Here is a 16,419-nt window from a genome sequence, read left to right as displayed (position 1 = left end):
TTGCGTGCTCATTGCTCAAGCTGCCGTTTTAGCCAGCGGTTGGCCGCTTGACGGCCTGCGTTGTTCTTAACGTGGGCACGCTGTTCCTGCATGGCTGCCTGTTCCCAGGCGGCGCTATATCCTTCGGCAAGTCGCATTGCTTCACTGTGCTGTTGAGTGGCCAGTCTCAGACGAATAAAGCGACGATCCTCAGCCAGCAGGCCGCACCGCTTCTCTATCAGCGCCAGCCATGGCTCAATGCGGGTGTTCACGGTTGCCCGCCGTTGATGTTGTTTAGCTCGGGTGCCGGGTTGGCCTTGCGACCGGGCAGCACCAGCAGTGGCTTGCATCTGGGCAATGCGGGCAAGTAGGGCTTCACCGTTCATGCAATGGCCCCCGGTGGAATATCAGCGGGCGATAGATCCCCACGCGCCAGCATGCTTATTAACAGTTCACGGCCTTCATCCAGTAAGACGCGCAAGCGTTCACGCTCATCATGCTCAAGGCGACGCCTAACGGATGCGCTGCGGTATTTTTCCGCGTCTATGGCTGCCTGCAATTGAATGCTCTTTATTTGCTCACGGGGTAACGGTGGGTGCATTCGCCTAAACGACTCGGTTACATGCCACTCCCAATCATTAAGCGGGGTGGCGGGGGTGGTCTGCGTACAGTTAATGACACGAGTCCAAGGCGCTGCGGCTTCGCCTTCGCGCTGAAAATCCACACCAACCAAGCTCAGCGGCGTGGCCGTGTCAGTGACACGCTTAAAGTCCACGGCGTCAGCTTCACCCTTGCGCTCAAACGTCCAGCGGTAGTACCGGGTTAGGTATTCCGTTTCGCCTAGCTGGCTGCTAACCACCAAGCCCCAGGTGCATATCATCGGTTCGCCATAGCGCCCTAGCGTATCGCTTGACCACTCCCCGGTAATCCGGTCGCAGTTCGCTATGTCGGTCGTTTGACGTACTACCCGCCATGGGCGAATGGGGGCAACGTCGCGGGGCTGCATAGGGCCACCCATCAAGTGAAGGTACTTATCCCAGGCGCCAGCATTGGCCGCTTGGCGTAACCCTTCTAAGATCGCGGCGGCTTCAGGTTCTGGCCGTGTGGCCGCTTCCCAATCGGCTAAGCGCTGTTCATCTTTGAGGCGACGCAGTTCACGCCATACGGTGACGGAAGGCAGGCCCACAAACTGAAACTGCCGAATACCCCAGCAGGCTGCCCACGCTTCAATGCGTGGGGCGCTGGTTTCTAGTGGCTGGCCATAGTGGTCGAGGTTATCGCCCGGTACGCCCTGGCGGCTGTGTTGCTTACCGTTGATGTTTTTAGCCACGTACTTGGCCACATACCCGGCAGCACTTCCCTTACTTCGATCAATGGCCACGGGCTTGAATCTAACGGTAGTGTTTCGCTTAACCTCTCCCGGTGAATCTTCTAGCGAGTAGCGGCGCAATATACTGGTTACCTTGGGTTCATCTTCGGGGCGCATCCATACCAGCAAATGCCAGTGGGGCGTTCCATCGTGGTGGGGCTCGGCAACACGGATTCCATAAATACCTAAGCCATCGCGCTTGAACTTGGCGCGGGCTTTCGCCCACAGGTTCTGCAAGTAGGCCTGTGCTTCACGCGGGTTAGCGCCAGCATATTTATGGTTGATGCTGGCGTTCTGCCGTACCGGGTGGAAGCGGCTAGGAGTCGTGATGGTGTAGAACATTCCCCGGTGACCTGCCCGGTCGGCTTCGCGCTCAGTGTCGGCGATGCGCAGCATTAGCTCTGCCCGCCTAAACTCTGGGTTGGCTAAACCAAGCTCAGCCAGTTCGGCAAGGGTGTACTGGTCGCCGTCCTGGTTGGTGGCCGTGATGGCTTCCAGTAAACGGGCGTTGCGCGTGGTTTGATCAATGCGGCGGCGGTAGCCTTCATCACTAACGTAAATGCCTGCCCGTTTCTGTGTGCGGCCTAAGATGCGTTGCCGCTGTTCACGGCGGCGGCTGGTAAGGCGGCGAAGCTGCCGACGCCACCACAGCGAACAAGCAAGGCGCGATAACGTGCTGCTAATCGTGAAGCCGCTAGGTGGGTCCATGTGGTGTGCAGTCACACGGTGAAGGGCGAGCGCCAGCGATTTCTCCGGGCCAAGCTGCGCGCTATCCATTTCAACGGCGCGGGCTTGGGCGGTAGCGTGGTCGATCAATGCCTGGTCATCGTTTATGCAGTGCCACGGCCCGCATTGCAGCAGCGAATCAGCAAGCGCTTGTCGATCAATAAAGGCGGCGTGGCTGGTCATACAGCCCCCTTGCCACTGGCTTGAATTAGTTCACCAGCGCCAGCGGTAACGGCTGGCTGCTGCGCACGCCGGGTGCGCCATAGGCGCGCCCCATTCGGTGTGCTATTCTCAGGTTTAGCGTTTGCTGTGGAAGGCGGCGCGGAGAAGGCCCAGCCATTGCGCTGGGTTTTTTCATGGGTGCTAGTCAGCATCGTGGCCCCCTTCCTGCTCACCGTCATCACCTTCAATGATTTCCTCAATCAAGTCTTGGGTCATATCAGCAGCACGCTTACCCATACAGCGGAACGCTACTGACCAAGCCTCTACCTGCTGTGCCGTAGTGCCTTCCCCCATGTCGTTAATATCGCCCATGATTTCGGCTAGGCGCTCGTGGGCTTGGGCAATGTCGCGGATATCAGCCAGTTGCTTTTCAACTCTTGCGCTTGGGTAAGTCATGACACGGTTCTCCACTCATTGATGTTAAGAATTTCCAAAGACATATCTGCAAGGGGGATCGCGGCGGGCACAGCAAACCACTGTTTAGGGTCGCCACCTCGCTTGCGGGTATCGGCTTCTAGCTTTCGGCGTTCAATTCGCGTTAGGCCCGCGTGATTGCACACTTCGCGCCATGTCAGCAGGCGGCTATCGTCGGCAGGTAAGGCAAATCGGATGCAGCCGAACAGGTCGCGGTATTCCCAGAATTTGAGGTTTACCAGTGCGGTATGAGTACGGCAGGGCTTAGTAGCGGTTGGCTCCCAAAAGGGATGCGCTGAAAACAACACCAAAGGCGTTTCAATGTTGCTATCCGTATGGGGCAGCAAGTGGCCGCTGTTCAAAATCGGGGGCAGCTTTTGGACTAGGTTGGAGTAGTGGTAAACGAAACTCATGCAGCTACCACCCTAGGAAGCAACGCTTCTAGATCGCGGGCAATCGCTTGTAGCTGTTCAAGGCTGTCAGGCGCGGCGCGTGGGCAAGGGGGCAAGTACACGCTGTAAGTCTTAGAAACGGCGGCGGGGTTGTGCAGGTCAGTACAGCGGCTAATGCTTACATTCAGTTGAAGTAGCACTCCCGAAAAATCTACGCCTACCCAATAGCTGCCTTGGGTGCTGGTAGTCAGCGCCAGCGCTTGAATATGGGCGATTGTGTCCCGGTGGGCTGGGGGTATTTGATATTGGCTCACGACAGCACCTCACTACGCACGTGGCGTAAGGCCAGCTCAATGGTGGGCTTGGTGATGGGGTCGGTGCGGAAAGGCGCTAGTAGCTCAAGTAAGCGCTTTAGCTGGGGGGTGGTTAATTTCACGACACAACCCCTACGCTGCGCTTGGCAGTCTCTAGGGCTTGGGCTTCAAGTTGCTGTGCTTTTTCAATGTGGTGGTTGTAACGGGTAAGGCGGGTGCGCGTGCTGGAATCGGCAAACAGTGCGGCTTTCGCCATTTGTCGATGCGCGGCGGCACGGCTGGATAAACTGCGGGTGATGAGGTTGGACAGGCGTAATGATGCCATGGGTGTGACTCCTTTGTGTTTGGAGTCGTCCCCGGCTGCGGCCAAGCAACGGATGGGGGCGACTGTACGCAGGTTGGCCGACCGGTCACAAAGGAAACCGGCACACCCGAAGGTGTCCCACGCACAGCCGCCATAACTGACGGGCATAAAAAAAGCGCCGTCATTTGGGGCGCTGTTGCGCCTTTGTGATTGAGACCGGCCAAGGTCTGTAGTTGCTGGCGATTTTGCGCCAGCCCTTGGAGCATAGCGGGAAGATGTGGCAACGGTCAACATTTAAGCGGCCCCCTGTTGGCGGCTTGCTTCAATGCGCTGCTCGATCCAGGCTTCAACTTCATTCTCCACCCAGGCCACGGAACGTGGGCTTAGGCGCACAGGCTTGGGGAAGTCGCCGCGCTCAACGCCTCGGTAAATGGTGCTAGTGCTAAGAGAAGTCTTTTCTTTAACGGCGGGGAGTTTGATTAGATTAGCCATGTCGGTATAGCTCCTGATTGCTTTAGACATGGCTGAATAGTGGCTAACTTCTTTTATATCTCAGTCCCAAAATGAGGGATAAAATTTTGGGATAATGCTAATGGTTTGATTTTTGGGTTTTAAACAGGCCAAAGGTGATAGCGCTTTTATAAAGATCGGAGTTAGTGTAAGCGCTTTCTACAGTCGTTTTGCTTACCTTTTTAGAACCTTCATCGGTCATTACTGCAGCAGCCGCTGTATAACCTGTACCAGACCTTGGGTATTGTTGCGGGTCGCTCATGTGTAGCTTATGAAACCACTCTGCAATTTCTGCATGTGCGTCCTTAGTTTGTCGGTTTCTTACGGTTTGCCCGTTATTCTGTTTTAATCCCTTTTCGCCGTAGCTCTTAACTTGTTTTTGTACCAGCATTTGAAAATGGGTATCGATTTCTTTCCCGCTTTTGGTAGCTATTGGAAAGCCGTAAGATTGGGCTAGGCTATGCTCTCTAAGCGCCAGCCTTAAAGGTTCGTCTGGGAACTCGACAGGATAGAAGGCGCGGGCATTCTTTATAGCGTCGCGATGAACTTCCCGCGCACTAGCAGCCCCTAGCAAGTCCCGGTTACCTTCCACCATCATGTGATAAAGCATCGCTAACCCAACCTTAGGAAAGCCTTCATACTTCCAGCGTCCAGCCAGTTCAGGTAGTGCGTTATCTTTATCGTCTGTGATGCCGGGCTTTAGCTCTTCGGCTCGCTTTTCCAATGCTCTCAATGCATCAACTACCTGCTCAACTAAAGCGTTGTCCCTTACTTCTTCTTCCTCGCTATATACCTCTCTAAATCGGTCTTTAGTTGGGGCTTGTACCTGTGTCTTTATCCCGTTGCGTATGACATATCGCCCGCCTTGGTTATTACTCATGCCCTAGCCCCTTGGTAGATCGGCACCACGTTGCTTGCGCCATCGCGTAGGGCGTCTAGGTAGTCGGCCCAGCTTTGCAACATTTCCCTGCGCTGTTCTAAGTGAGTGGTGCGGTTATAGGCGCGCCCGTTACTGTCTTTCACCTTATGGGCCAACTGCTGCTCAATGTACTGCTCTGGATAGCCTAAACGCTCAGCCAGTATTGTGCGTGCCATGGCCCGGAAACCGTGGGCGGTCATTTCGCCTTTAAAGCCCATACGATCCAACGCGGCTTTGATCGTGGCGTTACTCATGGGGCGCTTGCTGCTGCGGGCACCGGGGAAAACGTATTCACTGCGTCCGGTTAACCGCTGAATTTCTTCAAGGATCGCCACCGCTTGCCGGGGGAGGGGCACCACCAACGGATCGGCATTTTTGCTTGGCTGGAAAGCCCATTCACCGCGCTCTAAATCAAAGTCTGCCCATTTGGCCTGGCGTAGCTCCCCAGGGCGAACGAATACCAGCGGGGAAAGCTGCAGCGCGGCAATGGTAACGGGCATGCCGCTATAGCCTTCGATAGCTCGCAGGAGTGGGGGCAGCTCAGCCGGGTCGGTGATGGCTGCATGGTGATTGGTCTTAGGGGTGCGTAACGCGCCTCTAAGGTCTGGTGTTAAGTCGCGTTCAGCGCGGCCCGTGGATATGGCATAGCGGAACACTTGCCCGCACAGGGTTTTTACCCGGTGGGCGGTTTCGAGGTGGCCGCGCTTTTCAATTTTGCGGAGGCATTCCAGCAGCTCAGGCGGCGTTATATCGGTAATTGGCCGATGGCCTAAGGCTGGGAAGGCATCACGGGTTAGCCGTGACTTATTGCGCTTGTAGTGGTCGGGCACCACTTCATGGCGGTGGATATGCTCAAGCCACTCTGTGGCCACCGCTTTAAAGGTATTTCCAGCCGATGTTTTGCCAAGCTCTTTAGTGATGCGCTTAGTGGTGCTGGGATCTAGCCCTTGTGCTAGTAGCTTACGGGCTTCGTCCCTCGCTGCGCGAGCATCCGCTAAGCCAATCGCTAAGCGCTTCTCTTTACCGTGGAAGCGATACTTCATACGCCAGTAGGTGCCCCCAGTTGGGGTAACTTCCAGATACATGCCCCCACCATCGGTAAGGCGGTAAGTCTTATCACGGGGTTTGGCGTTGCGAACAGCGGTAGCCGACAGCTTGTTGCTAGCGTGGGCCATTTGGGGGCACCTCTACGGTGAAAGCTTTAGATGCCCCCAGGTATGCCCCCTTTGATGGGGGCATGTCAAGATAAGTGGTGAAAACTCCAGACAACAAAAAAGCGCCCGAAGGCGCTTCATTGCTGGGTTTGTGAGAAGTCTTGACGACTCCTGATACCCCGTGTTGGTGGAGGCGGCGGGAATTGAACCCGCGTCCGCCAGCACGCGCCTATTGGCTCTACATGCTTAGATTTCGTCATTTAGTTTAACGCAACTGACTCCGACGATCAGGATTCAGCCACGCGAGCCTTCTAAAGTTTAGCGCTTGGCGAGAAGACACCACCAAACGCGATCCTATCAGCTTTAGCTCGTATCCCCTCAGTGATGAATAGGCACATCACCTTGGGGCCAGACAAGAAGCTAACAGTGTTTAAGCTGCTAGCGCGCCTTGAGCGTAGTTTTCGTCATTTGCGACTATTTTTCGTGATGTGGGATTTACGAGATACATCACGCTCTCGGCATGCACCGCAAGGGTTGTCACCGGCGTCGAAACCATGTCGCCCCCTTATTACAAGTGAGCATTCTAACGTGCTCACACCTGATTGACCAGTTAAGCCTTGGTATGTTCCCGCATAATTCGACCTTTTTGACGGTTCCAGTCGCGATCTTTTTCTGTGGCGCGTTTGTCATGCAGCTGTTTGCCAGTCACCAGTGCCAGTTCGCATTTTACTTTATTACGTTTCCAATAAAGTTTGAGAGGCACACAAGTGTGACCCTTGTCCTGGGTGATCGAAAAGATTTTGGCGATCTCTTTGCGATGCAGCAGCAGTTTGCGAGTGCGCGTTGGGTCGGCAATTTCATGGGTGCTTGCCGTATTTAACGGCATGATGTGGCTGCCCAGCAGAAATGCTTCACCATTACGAACTAATATATAGGTGTCAGTGAGCTGGGCTTTGCCAGCACGCAGGCTTTTAACTTCCCAACCAGCTAGTGATAGCCCTGCTTCGAAGGTTTCATCGATATGATACTCAAACCGTGCCTTCTTATTTTGGGCGATAACGCTGCTACCGGGACCCTTACTTTTACCTTTCTTAGTGGCCATGGAACCTCATAATTAATCTGTCAGTGGCATCCCCTTCGTTATTTGGGGAGGCGTGATACCATTTAAGGTCTGAAATAATATTTCCCATGATACGCTTTGGGCACTGTGAAGTCAGCGGAGAGGTCAATGCCAACCGTCAATCGTTCCGCCTTGGTGCGGCACACCCCCCAGAAAATGTTCGATTTGGTCAACGACTTCGAACGCTACCCGGAATTTTTGCCAGGTTGCCGTCATGCGCGTTTGGTCGAGCATGATGATGAGCATCTAATCGGCGAAATGACTCTTGGGCGCGCCGGCGTCGAGCAAACCATCACCACACGCAACGACCTATTTGCACCAGAGCGTATTGAACTGTCGCTGGTAAAAGGGCCCTTCAAACGCCTAAAAGGTCGCTGGCTGTTTATCCCCATGGGGGAGGGCGCCTGCAAGGTCAGTTTAGAAATGGAGTTTGAATTCGCCAATCGGCTGCTCGGCATGGCTTTCGGCAAGATTTTTCAGCAAATAGCTGGGCAGCTAGTCGATGCCTTCACCAAGCGCGCAAACGAGCTGTATGGCCGCTGAGACGTTAGCGGTTGAGGTAGCCTTCGCGCTGCCGTCTAAGCAGCGCATAGTGGCGCTACGGGTGCCTGAGGGCACCACCGCACGCCAGGCCGTTGCCTTGGCTGATTTGCCGACGCTATTCCCTGACCTACCTGATGACACATTTTCTCAGGCTCCGCTCGGGATCTTCGGCAAAGCACTACGCGATCCCGACACCCAGTTGTTGCGTGAAGGAGATCGAGTAGAAGTTTACCGGCCACTGGCTATCGATCCAAAAGTCGCTCGCTTGGAGCGTGCAAAGCGCCAAGCGAGCGAACCAGGAATTTAAGGCTGTGAAACGGGCTGTGTGCGTGACGGTGCCTGTAGCTGCATGTTTTCGTCTGTTAACGAATCCATTGGGTTGGTGCCCTCTGTCGCAGGCCCCATACCGTCACCGCTTTCGAACGGCAGGTCAGAAGATAGATCACCCTCCTGATCGATATTCACCAAGCGACCCTGGGGGTCGAAAGTGAGCGTAACGCGGCGCTGTTCTACATCGCCGTACGCCTTGTCTAAACGAAACACATAGTCCCACTGGCTGGCATCAAAGGGCGCCTCTAGCAGCGGCCTGCCCATCACATAAGTGACTTGCTCTTGAGTCATGCCGGGCTGAAGTTGGCTCACCATCTCCTGAGTGACCAGGTTGCCTTGGAGGATATCGCGCTTGTACACGCCAACGTAGCTGCAGCCACTAACAACGGTCAGGGCAACGGAAAGCGTGATGATTCGAGTCAATTTTTGCATTTGGGCCTATTCTTCACTATCGTGGTTTCGGTTGATCATACCCGACCTAACCTGTTACTGCGAAGAGCGACCATGGCCGATCAGAACCATGAATTGCGCAAAGCCGGTCTGAAAGTGACCCTGCCGCGCGTCAAGATACTTCAGATTCTCGAAAATGTTTCGGGTCAGCACCACCTTAGCGCGGAAGAAGTGTATAAAACACTGATTGATGCGGGCGAAGATGTTGGCTTGGCAACTGTATACCGTGTACTGACTCAGTTTGAGTCGGCGGGGTTGGTTATTCGTCATAATTTTGACGGTGGCCACGCGGTATTTGAGATGACCCAAGAGGACCACCACGACCACATGGTGTGCCTGGAAAGCGGTGAGATCATTGAATTTGTTGATGAAATCATTGAGCGTCGTCAGCAAGAAATCGCTGAAGAGCATGGCTACGAGTTAGTGGATCATGCGCTAGTGCTTTATGTTCGTCCGCGTGGCTCCGATGTGACCCGCCAAGACAGCGGGCCAACGAACAAGAAATAATGTTCGTGGATAGACGCTGCACGCGGCTCGAAAATATGAACGCCCCTGCATTACCTGTTTAAATTCGCCATCAATGGAATTTGTCAGGTAATGTGGGGCGTTTTATTTTGCCGCGTAGAAAGCCCTGGTAGATGCTCTTCTAGTCAGTGCGGCGGGCGCTGGCTCGCATGTAGCATTTCACGGGCGTGGGCGAGGGTTTGGTCAGAGAGCGTCACGCCACCCAGCATCCGTGCCAGTTCGCTGATACGCCCCTGCTCGTCGAGTAGTGCCATCTGGGTTAGTGTGGTATCGCGTTTCGCCTGTTTCTCGATATGCAAATGCTGGTGTGCCTGGGCTGCCACTTGGGGAAGGTGAGTCACGGTCATGACTTGGCCGTTTTCACCTAGCTTGCGCAGTAATTGACCAACGATTTCTGCGGTCGCGCCCGAAATGCCCACATCCACTTCGTCAAATACTAAGCTAGGCACCGTTGAGTGCGTCGCCGCGACCACTTGAATCGCCAGGCTAATCCGCGACAATTCGCCGCCGGAGGCGACTTTCGTTAGTGGCCGCGCAGGCTGACCGGGGTTAGCGCTGATCAAAAATTGCACACGATCAAGGCCTTCAGGAGAGGGCGCCTCTTTCGCGGTGACCTCTACTTCAAAGCGGGCCTTACCCATGGCTAAAAAGCCCAGCTGTTGCTGCACTTCTTTGCCCAAACGAAGCGCGGCTTTTTGACGGCTCTCGCTGAGTTTTTTCGCTTCCTGGTGATAGCTTTCGCGTAGCTCCACTACTTGTGCACTCAGTGCCTCAAGATCATTCCCTCCCTCTTCTAACTGCGCGACTTCTCGCTGTAGGTCAGCATGCAGGGCGCATAGCTCGTCGGGGGCAACGTGGTGCTTGCGAGCAATTCGATGTACGTCGGTCATGCGCTCTTCCACCCAAGCCAGCCGCTCAGGGTCGAGCTCGGTGGTGCTGGCGAGACGATTGAGCTCGCTGGAAGCCTCTTCCACTTGAATACGGGCATCGCTCAGCATGGCGAGCGTATTGGCCAGCGTGCCTTTGTCGCTACCCGGCAGCGCGCTTAAATGGGCGGAAGCCTGGTTGAGTAGCGAGAGCGCGCCACCTTCATCGCTGGCGCAACAGTCAGCGGCAAACTGTGTCTCACGCAGCGTCTCCTCAGCATGCGCGAGCGTGTGCTGCTCTTCTTCCAGGGTGGCCAGTTCACCTTCTGCTAAACCGAGCTGATCCAGCTCTTCTACCTGATAACGCAGTAGCTGCCGTTTGGCTTCTACTTCGCTGCCTTCTTCGCTTAGCTTTTTCAGCTGCCGACGCGCATGGCGCCACTCGCGAAACGTAATGGCCAGTTGAGCGGTTGCGTCGTTTAGGCTCGCGTAGTCATCGAGTAAGGCAAGGTGGGTCTCCTCACGCATTAAGGCGTGATGGGCGTGCTGACCATGAATCTGGATTAACTGCTCGCCCAGTGATTTCAGGTCTGAAATAGTTGCGGGGTGGCCGTTAATCCACGCTTTGGAGCGGCCGTTGGCGGTCACCACGCGGCGCAGCAAGCACTCCTCAGCAGGGAGTTCCCGCGCCGTTAGCCACTCGACGGCGGCGGGCAGGTGCTGAATGTCGAAACGCGCGGAGAGATCCGTACGCTCGCGGCCATGTCGCACGCTTCCGGCGTCGGCGCGCTCGCCCAGGCAGAGCCCAAGGGCACCTAACAGGATCGATTTGCCCGCGCCAGTTTCCCCGGTAATCGCGGTCATGCCGCCGGTTAGGTCGAGCTCTAGATGGTCAACAATAGCGAAATCTTGAATGGCTAGCTGAGTAAGCATGGCGCCTCCTGAGGCGGTACAGCACAGAAGCTGGATACTTATCCAATAGTTGTTGATTTATACAGTAGTTAATAACTCACTTCAATGCACCTCTTGAGATGGAATTTATGGCCCCCATATAGCGTGCATGATCAGTTAAGGCTAGTAACTAACGGCTTACTTCTTTGCGCGCAGCCCGCGTGGCAGCGCCCTACTTAATAGGAGCACAACATGGCGAAAGAACCGCAAACACCGATGGATGACGAGCTGGCCCGCCACGAGCAAGAAGCGGATGGCGCCGAACAAGCGGAAGAGCAGGCCGCCGAAGAGCGCTTGATGGAAGGCGAGCTGGAAGGATTGATCAATGACGAAGAGTCGTTTGAAGGCAGTGTCGATAATCCTGAAGCAGAAATGCTGGCCGCTCAGGTAGGCGAGCTCGAGCAGAGCTTGGCCGAGGCCAAGGATCAAGCCCTGCGCGCCGCTGCGGAAGCGCAAAACGTGCGTCGCCGTGCTGAGCAAGAAGCCGAGAAAGCGCGCAAGTTTGCCCTAGAGAAGTTCGTTAAAGAACTGCTGCCGGTCGTTGATAGCTTGGAGAAAGCGCTTGAGACCATGGAAGAGGGAGCCTCGGAGATCCACCGCGAAGGCGTTTCCATGACCTTGAAAATGCAATTGGATGTACTCAACAAGTTCGGCGTGGAAAGCATTGAGCCCCACGGCGAGCCTTTCGACCCTCAAGTGCATGAAGCCATGACCATGGTGCCTAACCCGGATCTTGATCCCAACACCGTGATGGACGTTATGCAAAAAGGCTATTTACTCAATGGACGCTTGGTGCGCCCGGCCATGGTCGTAGTGAGCCAAAAAGCCAATTAAGCAAATGGCTGCGTAGGGTAAGAAAGCAGGGTGTGAAAAAAAGCCCTTGAAAAGTCAGCGGCGGCCCCCAAATAAAGGGCAACCCCGCGGGGAAACCCGCAGACAAGCTTTAAAAGCTAAATTTCAGTTTTGTAACAACCGAATTCGAGGTTATTGCTATGGGACGTATAATTGGTATCGACCTGGGCACCACTAACTCTTGTGTGGCCGTGCTCGATGGTGACAGCGCTAAAGTTATTGAAAACGCCGAAGGCGGCCGTACAACGCCTTCTATCATCGCTTATACAGACGATGGCGAAACGCTGGTCGGTCAGGCGGCTAAACGCCAAGCGGTGACTAACCCAGAAAACACGCTGTACGCCATCAAGCGCCTTATTGGCCGTCGCTTTAAAGACGACGTTGTCCAAAAAGATATCAAAATGGTGCCGTACAAGATCACCGAAGCAGATAACGGTGATGCCTGGGTTGAAGTAAAAGGCAAAAAAATGGCACCGCCGCAGGTTAGCGCGGAAGTGTTGAAGAAAATGAAGAAGACCGCCGAAGACTACTTGGGCGAAACGGTCACTGAAGCGGTTATTACCGTGCCGGCCTACTTCAACGACAGCCAGCGTCAGGCGACCAAAGATGCCGGCCGCATCGCCGGTCTAGACGTTAAGCGCATTATTAACGAGCCGACCGCTGCCGCACTGGCCTACGGTATGGACAAATCGCGCGGCGACAAAACCATCGCGGTCTATGACCTGGGTGGCGGTACTTTCGATATCTCGATCATCGAAATTGCCGATGTTGACGGCGAAACCCAGTTTGAAGTGTTGGCCACCAACGGTGACACCTTCCTGGGCGGCGAAGATTTCGACTTGGCGCTGATCAACTACCTGGTTGACCAGTTCAAGGCTGACAGCGGTATTGACCTGTCTGGCGACAATCTGGCCATGCAGCGTCTGAAAGAAGCCGCTGAGAAAGCCAAAATTGAGCTTTCCAGCGCTCAGCAGACTGACGTGAACCTGCCTTACATCACCGCCGACAACACTGGCCCGAAACACCTTAACGTTAAGGTGACACGCGCCAAGCTGGAGTCGCTGGTAGAAGATCTGGTTCAGCGTTCACTCGAGCCGTGCAAAATGGCACTGAAAGATGCTGGCTTGTCTGCGTCTGAAATCGACGAAGTGATCCTGGTCGGTGGCCAGACACGTATGCCGATGGTGCAGAAGAAAGCCGCTGACTTCTTCGGTAAAGAAGCACGCAAAGACGTTAACCCGGACGAAGCGGTTGCCGTTGGTGCCGCGATTCAGGGCGGCGTACTCGGTGGCGACGTTAAAGACGTGCTGCTGCTCGACGTTACTCCGCTAACTCTGGGTATCGAAACCCTGGGTGGCGTGATGACGCCGCTGATCGAAAAGAACACCACCATCCCGACCAAGAAGACACAAACCTTCTCAACGGCGGATGACAACCAGACGGCCGTAACCATTCACGCCGTACAGGGTGAGCGTAAGCAAGTGTCGCAGAATAAGTCGCTGGGTCGTTTTGATCTTGCTGACATTCCGCCTGCACCGCGCGGTGTACCGCAGATCGAAGTCGCCTTCGACTTGGATGCCAACGGCATTCTGAACGTATCGGCGAAAGACAAGGCCACTGGTAAAGAGCAGTCGATTGTCATCAAGGCGTCTAGCGGCCTGTCCGAGGAAGAAGTCGAGCAGATGGTGCGCGATGCCGAAGCTCACGCCGAAGAAGATAAGAAGTTCGAAGAGCTGGTGCAGCTGCGTAACCAAGCTGACGGCATGATTCACGCCACACGCAAAACGTTGGAAGAAGCAGGCGACAAAGCGACTGACGACGAGAAGCAGGCGATTGAAACGGCCATCAGCGAGCTGGAAGAAGCGGTTAAAAGCGACGATGTCGATAACATTCAGAAGAAACTGGATGCATTGACTGAAGCCTCTGGCCAGCTAGCCCAGAAGATGTACGCCGAGCAGGCAGAAGCGGCTCAGCAAGAGGGCGGTGAAGGTACCGAAAACACAGGTTCCAAGCCGGAAGATGACGTGGTTGACGCCGAGTACGAAGAAGTCAACGACGATCAGAAAAAGCAGTAACAACCTCTTTCTGCCAAGGAAAGCGGTGACGCGGGAGCTTACTCCCGCGTTGCTGTTTCCGCGGCCAAGACGCACGTAGCTAACGAAATAGATCATTACCTAGCTAAAAGTGCAGTTGAGTGCGTAGCTAACCAGGAGGCGTAGGGCCTATGTCCAAACGCGATTATTACGAAGTCCTGGGTGTCGAAAAAGGGGCCGATCAGAAAGAGATCAAGAAGGCCTATCGCCGTCTGGCGCAAAAATTCCACCCTGATCGAAACCCGGACGATAACACCTCAGCGGAAAAATTCCGTGAAGTGTCCGAAGCGTATGAAGTGCTTAGCGACGGCGAGAAACGCGCAGCTTATGACCAGTTCGGCCATGCAGGCGTTGATGGCCAAGGCGGCGGCGGTGGTTTCGGCGGCGCAGGCGCTGGTGATTTCAGCGACATTTTCGGCGATGTGTTTGGCGATATTTTTGGCGGAGGCGGTGGCCGTCGTCGTGGCCCCAACGCCCCGGCGCGCGGTTCCGACCTGCGCTATAACCTAGAGCTGGATCTGGAAAACGCCGTTTCAGGCACCACAGTCGATATCCGCGTACCGCGGCATATCGAGTGTGACCGTTGCGATGGTGGTGGTGCGGAGCCGGGCTCTTCTAAAGAAACGTGCCCTACCTGTCATGGCCACGGTCAAGTGCGTATGCAGCAGGGCTTTTTCGCCGTGCAGCAAACGTGTCCCACCTGTCATGGTTCTGGTCAGCACATTAAAGTGCCGTGCCACAAGTGTAATGGCGAAGGGCGCGTACGTGAGACACGCACGCTTTCCGTGAAGATTCCGCCTGGTGTAGATACTGGTGATCGTATTCGTTTGAACGGTGAAGGCGAAAGCGGTATTAACGGTGGCCCGCCCGGTGATCTTTACGTGCAGGTAGCCATCAAACCGCACCATATCTTCCAGCGTGACGGTAAACACCTGCAGTGTGACGTGCCGATCAACTTTGTTGACGCAGCGCTAGGTGGCGAGCTTGAAGTGCCCACGCTTGATGGTCGCGTGAAGCTGAAGATTCCGCCGGAAACCCAAACCGGCAAGCTGTTCCGCCTGCGTGGTAAAGGCGTGAAGCCCGTACGCGGTGGCATGCCAGGCGACTTGCTATGCAAGGTAGTGGTCGAGACACCAGTCAAGCTTAATGACGAGCAGCGCGACCTATTGCGCAAGCTGCAAGAGAGCTTCGACGGCAGCAACAGCCACAGCCACTCGCCGAAGAAGACTGGTTTCTTCGACAGCGTGAAAAGCTTCTTTGAAGATATGAAGCCGTAACGACGACTCGGTTCAAAGCGTAATCAACGCCCCAGCATCCTTATGTGCTGGGGCGTTTTTTGTTTATAGCTTATTGCTGCAAATGATCCATACGCCATGCTAACGCTTTGTGGTCAGGTTGCCAGCGTGCCGATCTGGGGAGTATTAACGATTGACCATCTAACTCCCAAAGCCAGCTATTATCGGTTACAAGTCGATCAATGCTTGGGCTTACATGCCATTTGTGGTCTGGTCCAGGGGAGATAAGGTGGTTATCCATCGCCCAATGCAGATTTGGAGTGAGCGCGAGACCGTTGGTTGGACGGTCATCCTGGCTTTCTGAGAAAGGAATTAAGTGGGCAGCTTCGACAAGGTAGCGATAGTCGGGTGTAATGTAGCGGAGCCGACTTGCCGCACATCGATAGTCGTAGGCTTCAAGTACCAGGGCACGAAAGGCGGCAGAGCGGGCCTGCTGTTGCCGCCCCTCTCTAACATTACCGATCAGTTTTTCAGGGTGTTTCTCATATTCGCCGCTGTCTAACGCGCTCGTCAGGTAGCGGTGAATGTCTGGCTGGCTGTATTGATCGTCGTAAAGATAGTTGGTTATCAGGAGTGCACTGGCGTCGTAGGCCTTCTGGCTGTTCTGAAATACTTTAAAGAGCTCGGGATCCAGTAAGGCTTCGGTGAAAAGCTCCCTTAGGGCGGTGATGGATTTTGGTTGGCCTAACTGCGGTGCAAGGGGAGCAATATTTGTAGCAAAGAGTGGTTTCCATAGAGGGCCGGACGGCCCTTGATCACTTTTGAGATGCCAAAGCGGAAGCTGAGGATTGGCTGACTGACGCTGCCCAGTGGTGGCCTCATAGAGGTCGAAGTAGCGGGAAATAAGCCTGTCATCAATAGCTAAAGTCGGCGTTGTTATATGTCCGCTCTGAACTTCACAAATAATCGCCAATAAAAGGCAAGGCTTGTTGGGGGCCAAACGGCCACGGCTGTGGCCGACTCTTAAAGCGTTCAGGCAGCTTAGCTTTTCATCTATCATGCGGTGTCTCTAGCGATGCATTTCACTGCTGCGAAGGTTAGCACGGCTTTCAAGTAAGGCGGGAAACTGCCTGATGTAACATGGCCGTTCT

General features: G+C 54.8%; 21 protein-coding genes and 1 other RNA gene. 6 read left to right on the top strand and 16 right to left on the bottom strand.

Annotated features, from left to right (window positions below; all coding sequences use genetic code 11):
• Positions 1-8: 8 nt before the first annotated feature.
• The 13 genes from V8L70_RS07195 to smpB all read right to left on the bottom strand — a co-directional run bounded on the left by V8L70_RS07195 (position 9) and on the right by smpB (position 7,405).
• Positions 9-365 carry a hypothetical protein gene (locus V8L70_RS07195; RefSeq protein WP_336269140.1) on the bottom strand — a complete coding sequence of 119 codons (357 nt, stop codon included), beginning with the start codon at positions 363-365 and terminating at the stop codon, positions 9-11.
• Positions 362-2,257 (bottom strand): replication endonuclease, encoded by a 1,896-nt coding sequence (locus tag V8L70_RS07190; RefSeq protein ID WP_336269139.1) that lies wholly within the window; start codon positions 2,255-2,257, stop codon positions 362-364. The genes V8L70_RS07195 and V8L70_RS07190 overlap by 4 nt, the downstream gene beginning before the upstream one ends.
• The gene (locus V8L70_RS07185) at positions 2,254-2,448 is read right to left on the bottom strand and encodes a hypothetical protein (protein WP_336269138.1); all 195 of its coding nucleotides are present in this window, start codon (positions 2,446-2,448) and stop codon (positions 2,254-2,256) included. The genes V8L70_RS07190 and V8L70_RS07185 overlap by 4 nt, the downstream gene beginning before the upstream one ends.
• On the bottom strand, positions 2,438-2,692 hold the full coding sequence (locus tag V8L70_RS07180) for a hypothetical protein (RefSeq protein ID WP_336269136.1): 255 nt from the start codon (positions 2,690-2,692) through the stop codon (positions 2,438-2,440). The genes V8L70_RS07185 and V8L70_RS07180 overlap by 11 nt, the downstream gene beginning before the upstream one ends.
• A complete protein-coding gene (locus tag V8L70_RS07175) occupies positions 2,689-3,123 on the bottom strand; it encodes a hypothetical protein (RefSeq protein WP_336269135.1) in 435 nt (144 codons plus the stop codon). The genes V8L70_RS07180 and V8L70_RS07175 overlap by 4 nt, the downstream gene beginning before the upstream one ends.
• On the bottom strand, positions 3,120-3,416 hold the full coding sequence (locus V8L70_RS07170; RefSeq protein ID WP_336269134.1) for a hypothetical protein: 297 nt from the start codon (positions 3,414-3,416) through the stop codon (positions 3,120-3,122). Before V8L70_RS07170 ends, V8L70_RS07175 begins: the two co-directional genes overlap by 4 nt.
• Positions 3,413-3,538, bottom strand: coding sequence for a hypothetical protein (locus V8L70_RS07165; protein ID WP_336269133.1), 126 nt, complete (start codon positions 3,536-3,538; stop codon positions 3,413-3,415). The genes V8L70_RS07170 and V8L70_RS07165 overlap by 4 nt, the downstream gene beginning before the upstream one ends.
• A complete protein-coding gene (locus V8L70_RS07160) occupies positions 3,535-3,741 on the bottom strand; it encodes a hypothetical protein (protein ID WP_336269132.1) in 207 nt (68 codons plus the stop codon). Before V8L70_RS07160 ends, V8L70_RS07165 begins: the two co-directional genes overlap by 4 nt.
• A 273-nt stretch (positions 3,742-4,014) precedes the next feature.
• On the bottom strand, positions 4,015-4,212 hold the full coding sequence (locus tag V8L70_RS07155; protein ID WP_336269131.1) for a helix-turn-helix transcriptional regulator: 198 nt from the start codon (positions 4,210-4,212) through the stop codon (positions 4,015-4,017).
• 97 nt (positions 4,213-4,309) lie between these two features.
• On the bottom strand, positions 4,310-5,110 hold the full coding sequence (locus V8L70_RS07150; protein ID WP_336269130.1) for a hypothetical protein: 801 nt from the start codon (positions 5,108-5,110) through the stop codon (positions 4,310-4,312).
• A complete protein-coding gene (locus V8L70_RS07145; protein ID WP_336269129.1) occupies positions 5,107-6,324 on the bottom strand; it encodes a tyrosine-type recombinase/integrase in 1,218 nt (405 codons plus the stop codon). The genes V8L70_RS07150 and V8L70_RS07145 overlap by 4 nt, the downstream gene beginning before the upstream one ends.
• 164 nt (positions 6,325-6,488) lie before the next feature.
• Positions 6,489-6,868: a transfer-messenger RNA gene (gene ssrA, locus V8L70_RS07140) on the bottom strand.
• A 45-nt stretch (positions 6,869-6,913) separates the two neighbouring features.
• On the bottom strand, positions 6,914-7,405 hold the full coding sequence (smpB, locus tag V8L70_RS07135; RefSeq protein ID WP_336269128.1) for an SsrA-binding protein SmpB: 492 nt from the start codon (positions 7,403-7,405) through the stop codon (positions 6,914-6,916).
• A 126-nt stretch (positions 7,406-7,531) separates the two neighbouring features.
• On the opposite strand from smpB, the gene V8L70_RS07130 reads away from it, so the two are divergent.
• Both V8L70_RS07130 and V8L70_RS07125 read left to right on the top strand, forming a co-directional pair.
• Positions 7,532-7,966, top strand: coding sequence for a type II toxin-antitoxin system RatA family toxin (locus tag V8L70_RS07130; RefSeq protein ID WP_008958773.1), 435 nt, complete (start codon positions 7,532-7,534; stop codon positions 7,964-7,966).
• Positions 7,956-8,273 (top strand): RnfH family protein, encoded by a 318-nt coding sequence (locus V8L70_RS07125; RefSeq protein WP_336269127.1) that lies wholly within the window; start codon positions 7,956-7,958, stop codon positions 8,271-8,273. Before V8L70_RS07130 ends, V8L70_RS07125 begins: the two co-directional genes overlap by 11 nt.
• Here V8L70_RS07125 and bamE read toward each other — a convergent pair.
• Positions 8,270-8,728, bottom strand: coding sequence for an outer membrane protein assembly factor BamE (gene bamE, locus V8L70_RS07120; protein ID WP_336269126.1), 459 nt, complete (start codon positions 8,726-8,728; stop codon positions 8,270-8,272). The two genes, V8L70_RS07125 and bamE, sit on opposite strands and share 4 nt — an antisense overlap.
• A gap of 72 nt (positions 8,729-8,800) precedes the next feature.
• Here bamE and fur point away from each other — a divergent pair, with 72 nt between their 5' ends.
• Complete coding sequence (gene fur / locus V8L70_RS07115; RefSeq protein WP_007111850.1) at positions 8,801-9,253, top strand: ferric iron uptake transcriptional regulator; 453 nt, start codon at positions 8,801-8,803, stop codon at positions 9,251-9,253.
• 143 nt (positions 9,254-9,396) lie between these two features.
• Here the strand turns inward: fur and recN are convergent, their stop codons facing one another.
• Positions 9,397-11,070 carry a DNA repair protein RecN gene (gene recN / locus V8L70_RS07110; RefSeq protein WP_336269125.1) on the bottom strand — a complete coding sequence of 558 codons (1,674 nt, stop codon included), beginning with the start codon at positions 11,068-11,070 and terminating at the stop codon, positions 9,397-9,399.
• 210 nt (positions 11,071-11,280) lie between these two features.
• On the opposite strand from recN, the gene grpE reads away from it, so the two are divergent.
• From grpE to dnaJ, 3 genes are all read left to right on the top strand, one after another.
• Positions 11,281-11,922, top strand: coding sequence for a nucleotide exchange factor GrpE (gene grpE / locus V8L70_RS07105; protein ID WP_101145711.1), 642 nt, complete (start codon positions 11,281-11,283; stop codon positions 11,920-11,922).
• Positions 11,923-12,080: 158 nt separating this feature from the next.
• Entirely contained in the window at positions 12,081-14,015 is a 1,935-nt protein-coding gene (gene dnaK / locus V8L70_RS07100; RefSeq protein WP_336269124.1) for a molecular chaperone DnaK, read from the top strand.
• 149 nt (positions 14,016-14,164) lie between these two features.
• On the top strand, positions 14,165-15,310 hold the full coding sequence (gene dnaJ / locus V8L70_RS07095) for a molecular chaperone DnaJ (protein WP_008958779.1): 1,146 nt from the start codon (positions 14,165-14,167) through the stop codon (positions 15,308-15,310).
• Positions 15,311-15,380: 70 nt separating this feature from the next.
• Here the strand turns inward: dnaJ and V8L70_RS07090 are convergent, their stop codons facing one another.
• Positions 15,381-16,328 carry an HNH endonuclease gene (locus V8L70_RS07090; RefSeq protein WP_336269123.1) on the bottom strand — a complete coding sequence of 316 codons (948 nt, stop codon included), beginning with the start codon at positions 16,326-16,328 and terminating at the stop codon, positions 15,381-15,383.
• Between the last annotated feature and the right edge of the window lie 91 nt (positions 16,329-16,419).

The organism is Vreelandella arctica (genome assembly GCF_037070215.1).
GTDB lineage: Bacteria > Pseudomonadota > Gammaproteobacteria > Pseudomonadales > Halomonadaceae > Vreelandella > Vreelandella arctica.
Note: the sequence above shows the minus strand (reverse complement) of the source record. Positions and strands in the feature narration are given on the sequence as shown.

What these genes read in the sequence shown, in the direction of transcription:
- V8L70_RS07155 (WP_336269131.1), bottom strand. Translation starts at nt 4,212, where the DNA reads ATGGCTAATCTAATCAAACTCCCCGCCGTTAAAGAAAAGACTTCTCTT.
- V8L70_RS07130 (WP_008958773.1), top strand. Translation starts at nt 7,532, where the DNA reads ATGCCAACCGTCAATCGTTCCGCCTTGGTGCGGCACACCCCCCAGAAA.
- V8L70_RS07090 (WP_336269123.1), bottom strand. Translation starts at nt 16,328, where the DNA reads ATGATAGATGAAAAGCTAAGCTGCCTGAACGCTTTAAGAGTCGGCCAC.
- V8L70_RS07160 (WP_336269132.1), bottom strand. Translation starts at nt 3,741, where the DNA reads ATGGCATCATTACGCCTGTCCAACCTCATCACCCGCAGTTTATCCAGC.
- V8L70_RS07145 (WP_336269129.1), bottom strand. Translation starts at nt 6,324, where the DNA reads ATGGCCCACGCTAGCAACAAGCTGTCGGCTACCGCTGTTCGCAACGCC.
- V8L70_RS07175 (WP_336269135.1), bottom strand. Translation starts at nt 3,123, where the DNA reads ATGAGTTTCGTTTACCACTACTCCAACCTAGTCCAAAAGCTGCCCCCG.
- dnaK (WP_336269124.1), top strand. Translation starts at nt 12,081, where the DNA reads ATGGGACGTATAATTGGTATCGACCTGGGCACCACTAACTCTTGTGTG.
- V8L70_RS07185 (WP_336269138.1), bottom strand. Translation starts at nt 2,448, where the DNA reads ATGCTGACTAGCACCCATGAAAAAACCCAGCGCAATGGCTGGGCCTTC.
- grpE (WP_101145711.1), top strand. Translation starts at nt 11,281, where the DNA reads ATGGCGAAAGAACCGCAAACACCGATGGATGACGAGCTGGCCCGCCAC.
- recN (WP_336269125.1), bottom strand. Translation starts at nt 11,070, where the DNA reads ATGCTTACTCAGCTAGCCATTCAAGATTTCGCTATTGTTGACCATCTA.
- bamE (WP_336269126.1), bottom strand. Translation starts at nt 8,728, where the DNA reads ATGCAAAAATTGACTCGAATCATCACGCTTTCCGTTGCCCTGACCGTT.
- V8L70_RS07180 (WP_336269136.1), bottom strand. Translation starts at nt 2,692, where the DNA reads ATGACTTACCCAAGCGCAAGAGTTGAAAAGCAACTGGCTGATATCCGC.
- V8L70_RS07195 (WP_336269140.1), bottom strand. Translation starts at nt 365, where the DNA reads ATGAACGGTGAAGCCCTACTTGCCCGCATTGCCCAGATGCAAGCCACT.
- V8L70_RS07190 (WP_336269139.1), bottom strand. Translation starts at nt 2,257, where the DNA reads ATGACCAGCCACGCCGCCTTTATTGATCGACAAGCGCTTGCTGATTCG.
- smpB (WP_336269128.1), bottom strand. Translation starts at nt 7,405, where the DNA reads ATGGCCACTAAGAAAGGTAAAAGTAAGGGTCCCGGTAGCAGCGTTATC.
- fur (WP_007111850.1), top strand. Translation starts at nt 8,801, where the DNA reads ATGGCCGATCAGAACCATGAATTGCGCAAAGCCGGTCTGAAAGTGACC.
- V8L70_RS07125 (WP_336269127.1), top strand. Translation starts at nt 7,956, where the DNA reads ATGGCCGCTGAGACGTTAGCGGTTGAGGTAGCCTTCGCGCTGCCGTCT.
- dnaJ (WP_008958779.1), top strand. Translation starts at nt 14,165, where the DNA reads ATGTCCAAACGCGATTATTACGAAGTCCTGGGTGTCGAAAAAGGGGCC.
- V8L70_RS07150 (WP_336269130.1), bottom strand. Translation starts at nt 5,110, where the DNA reads ATGAGTAATAACCAAGGCGGGCGATATGTCATACGCAACGGGATAAAG.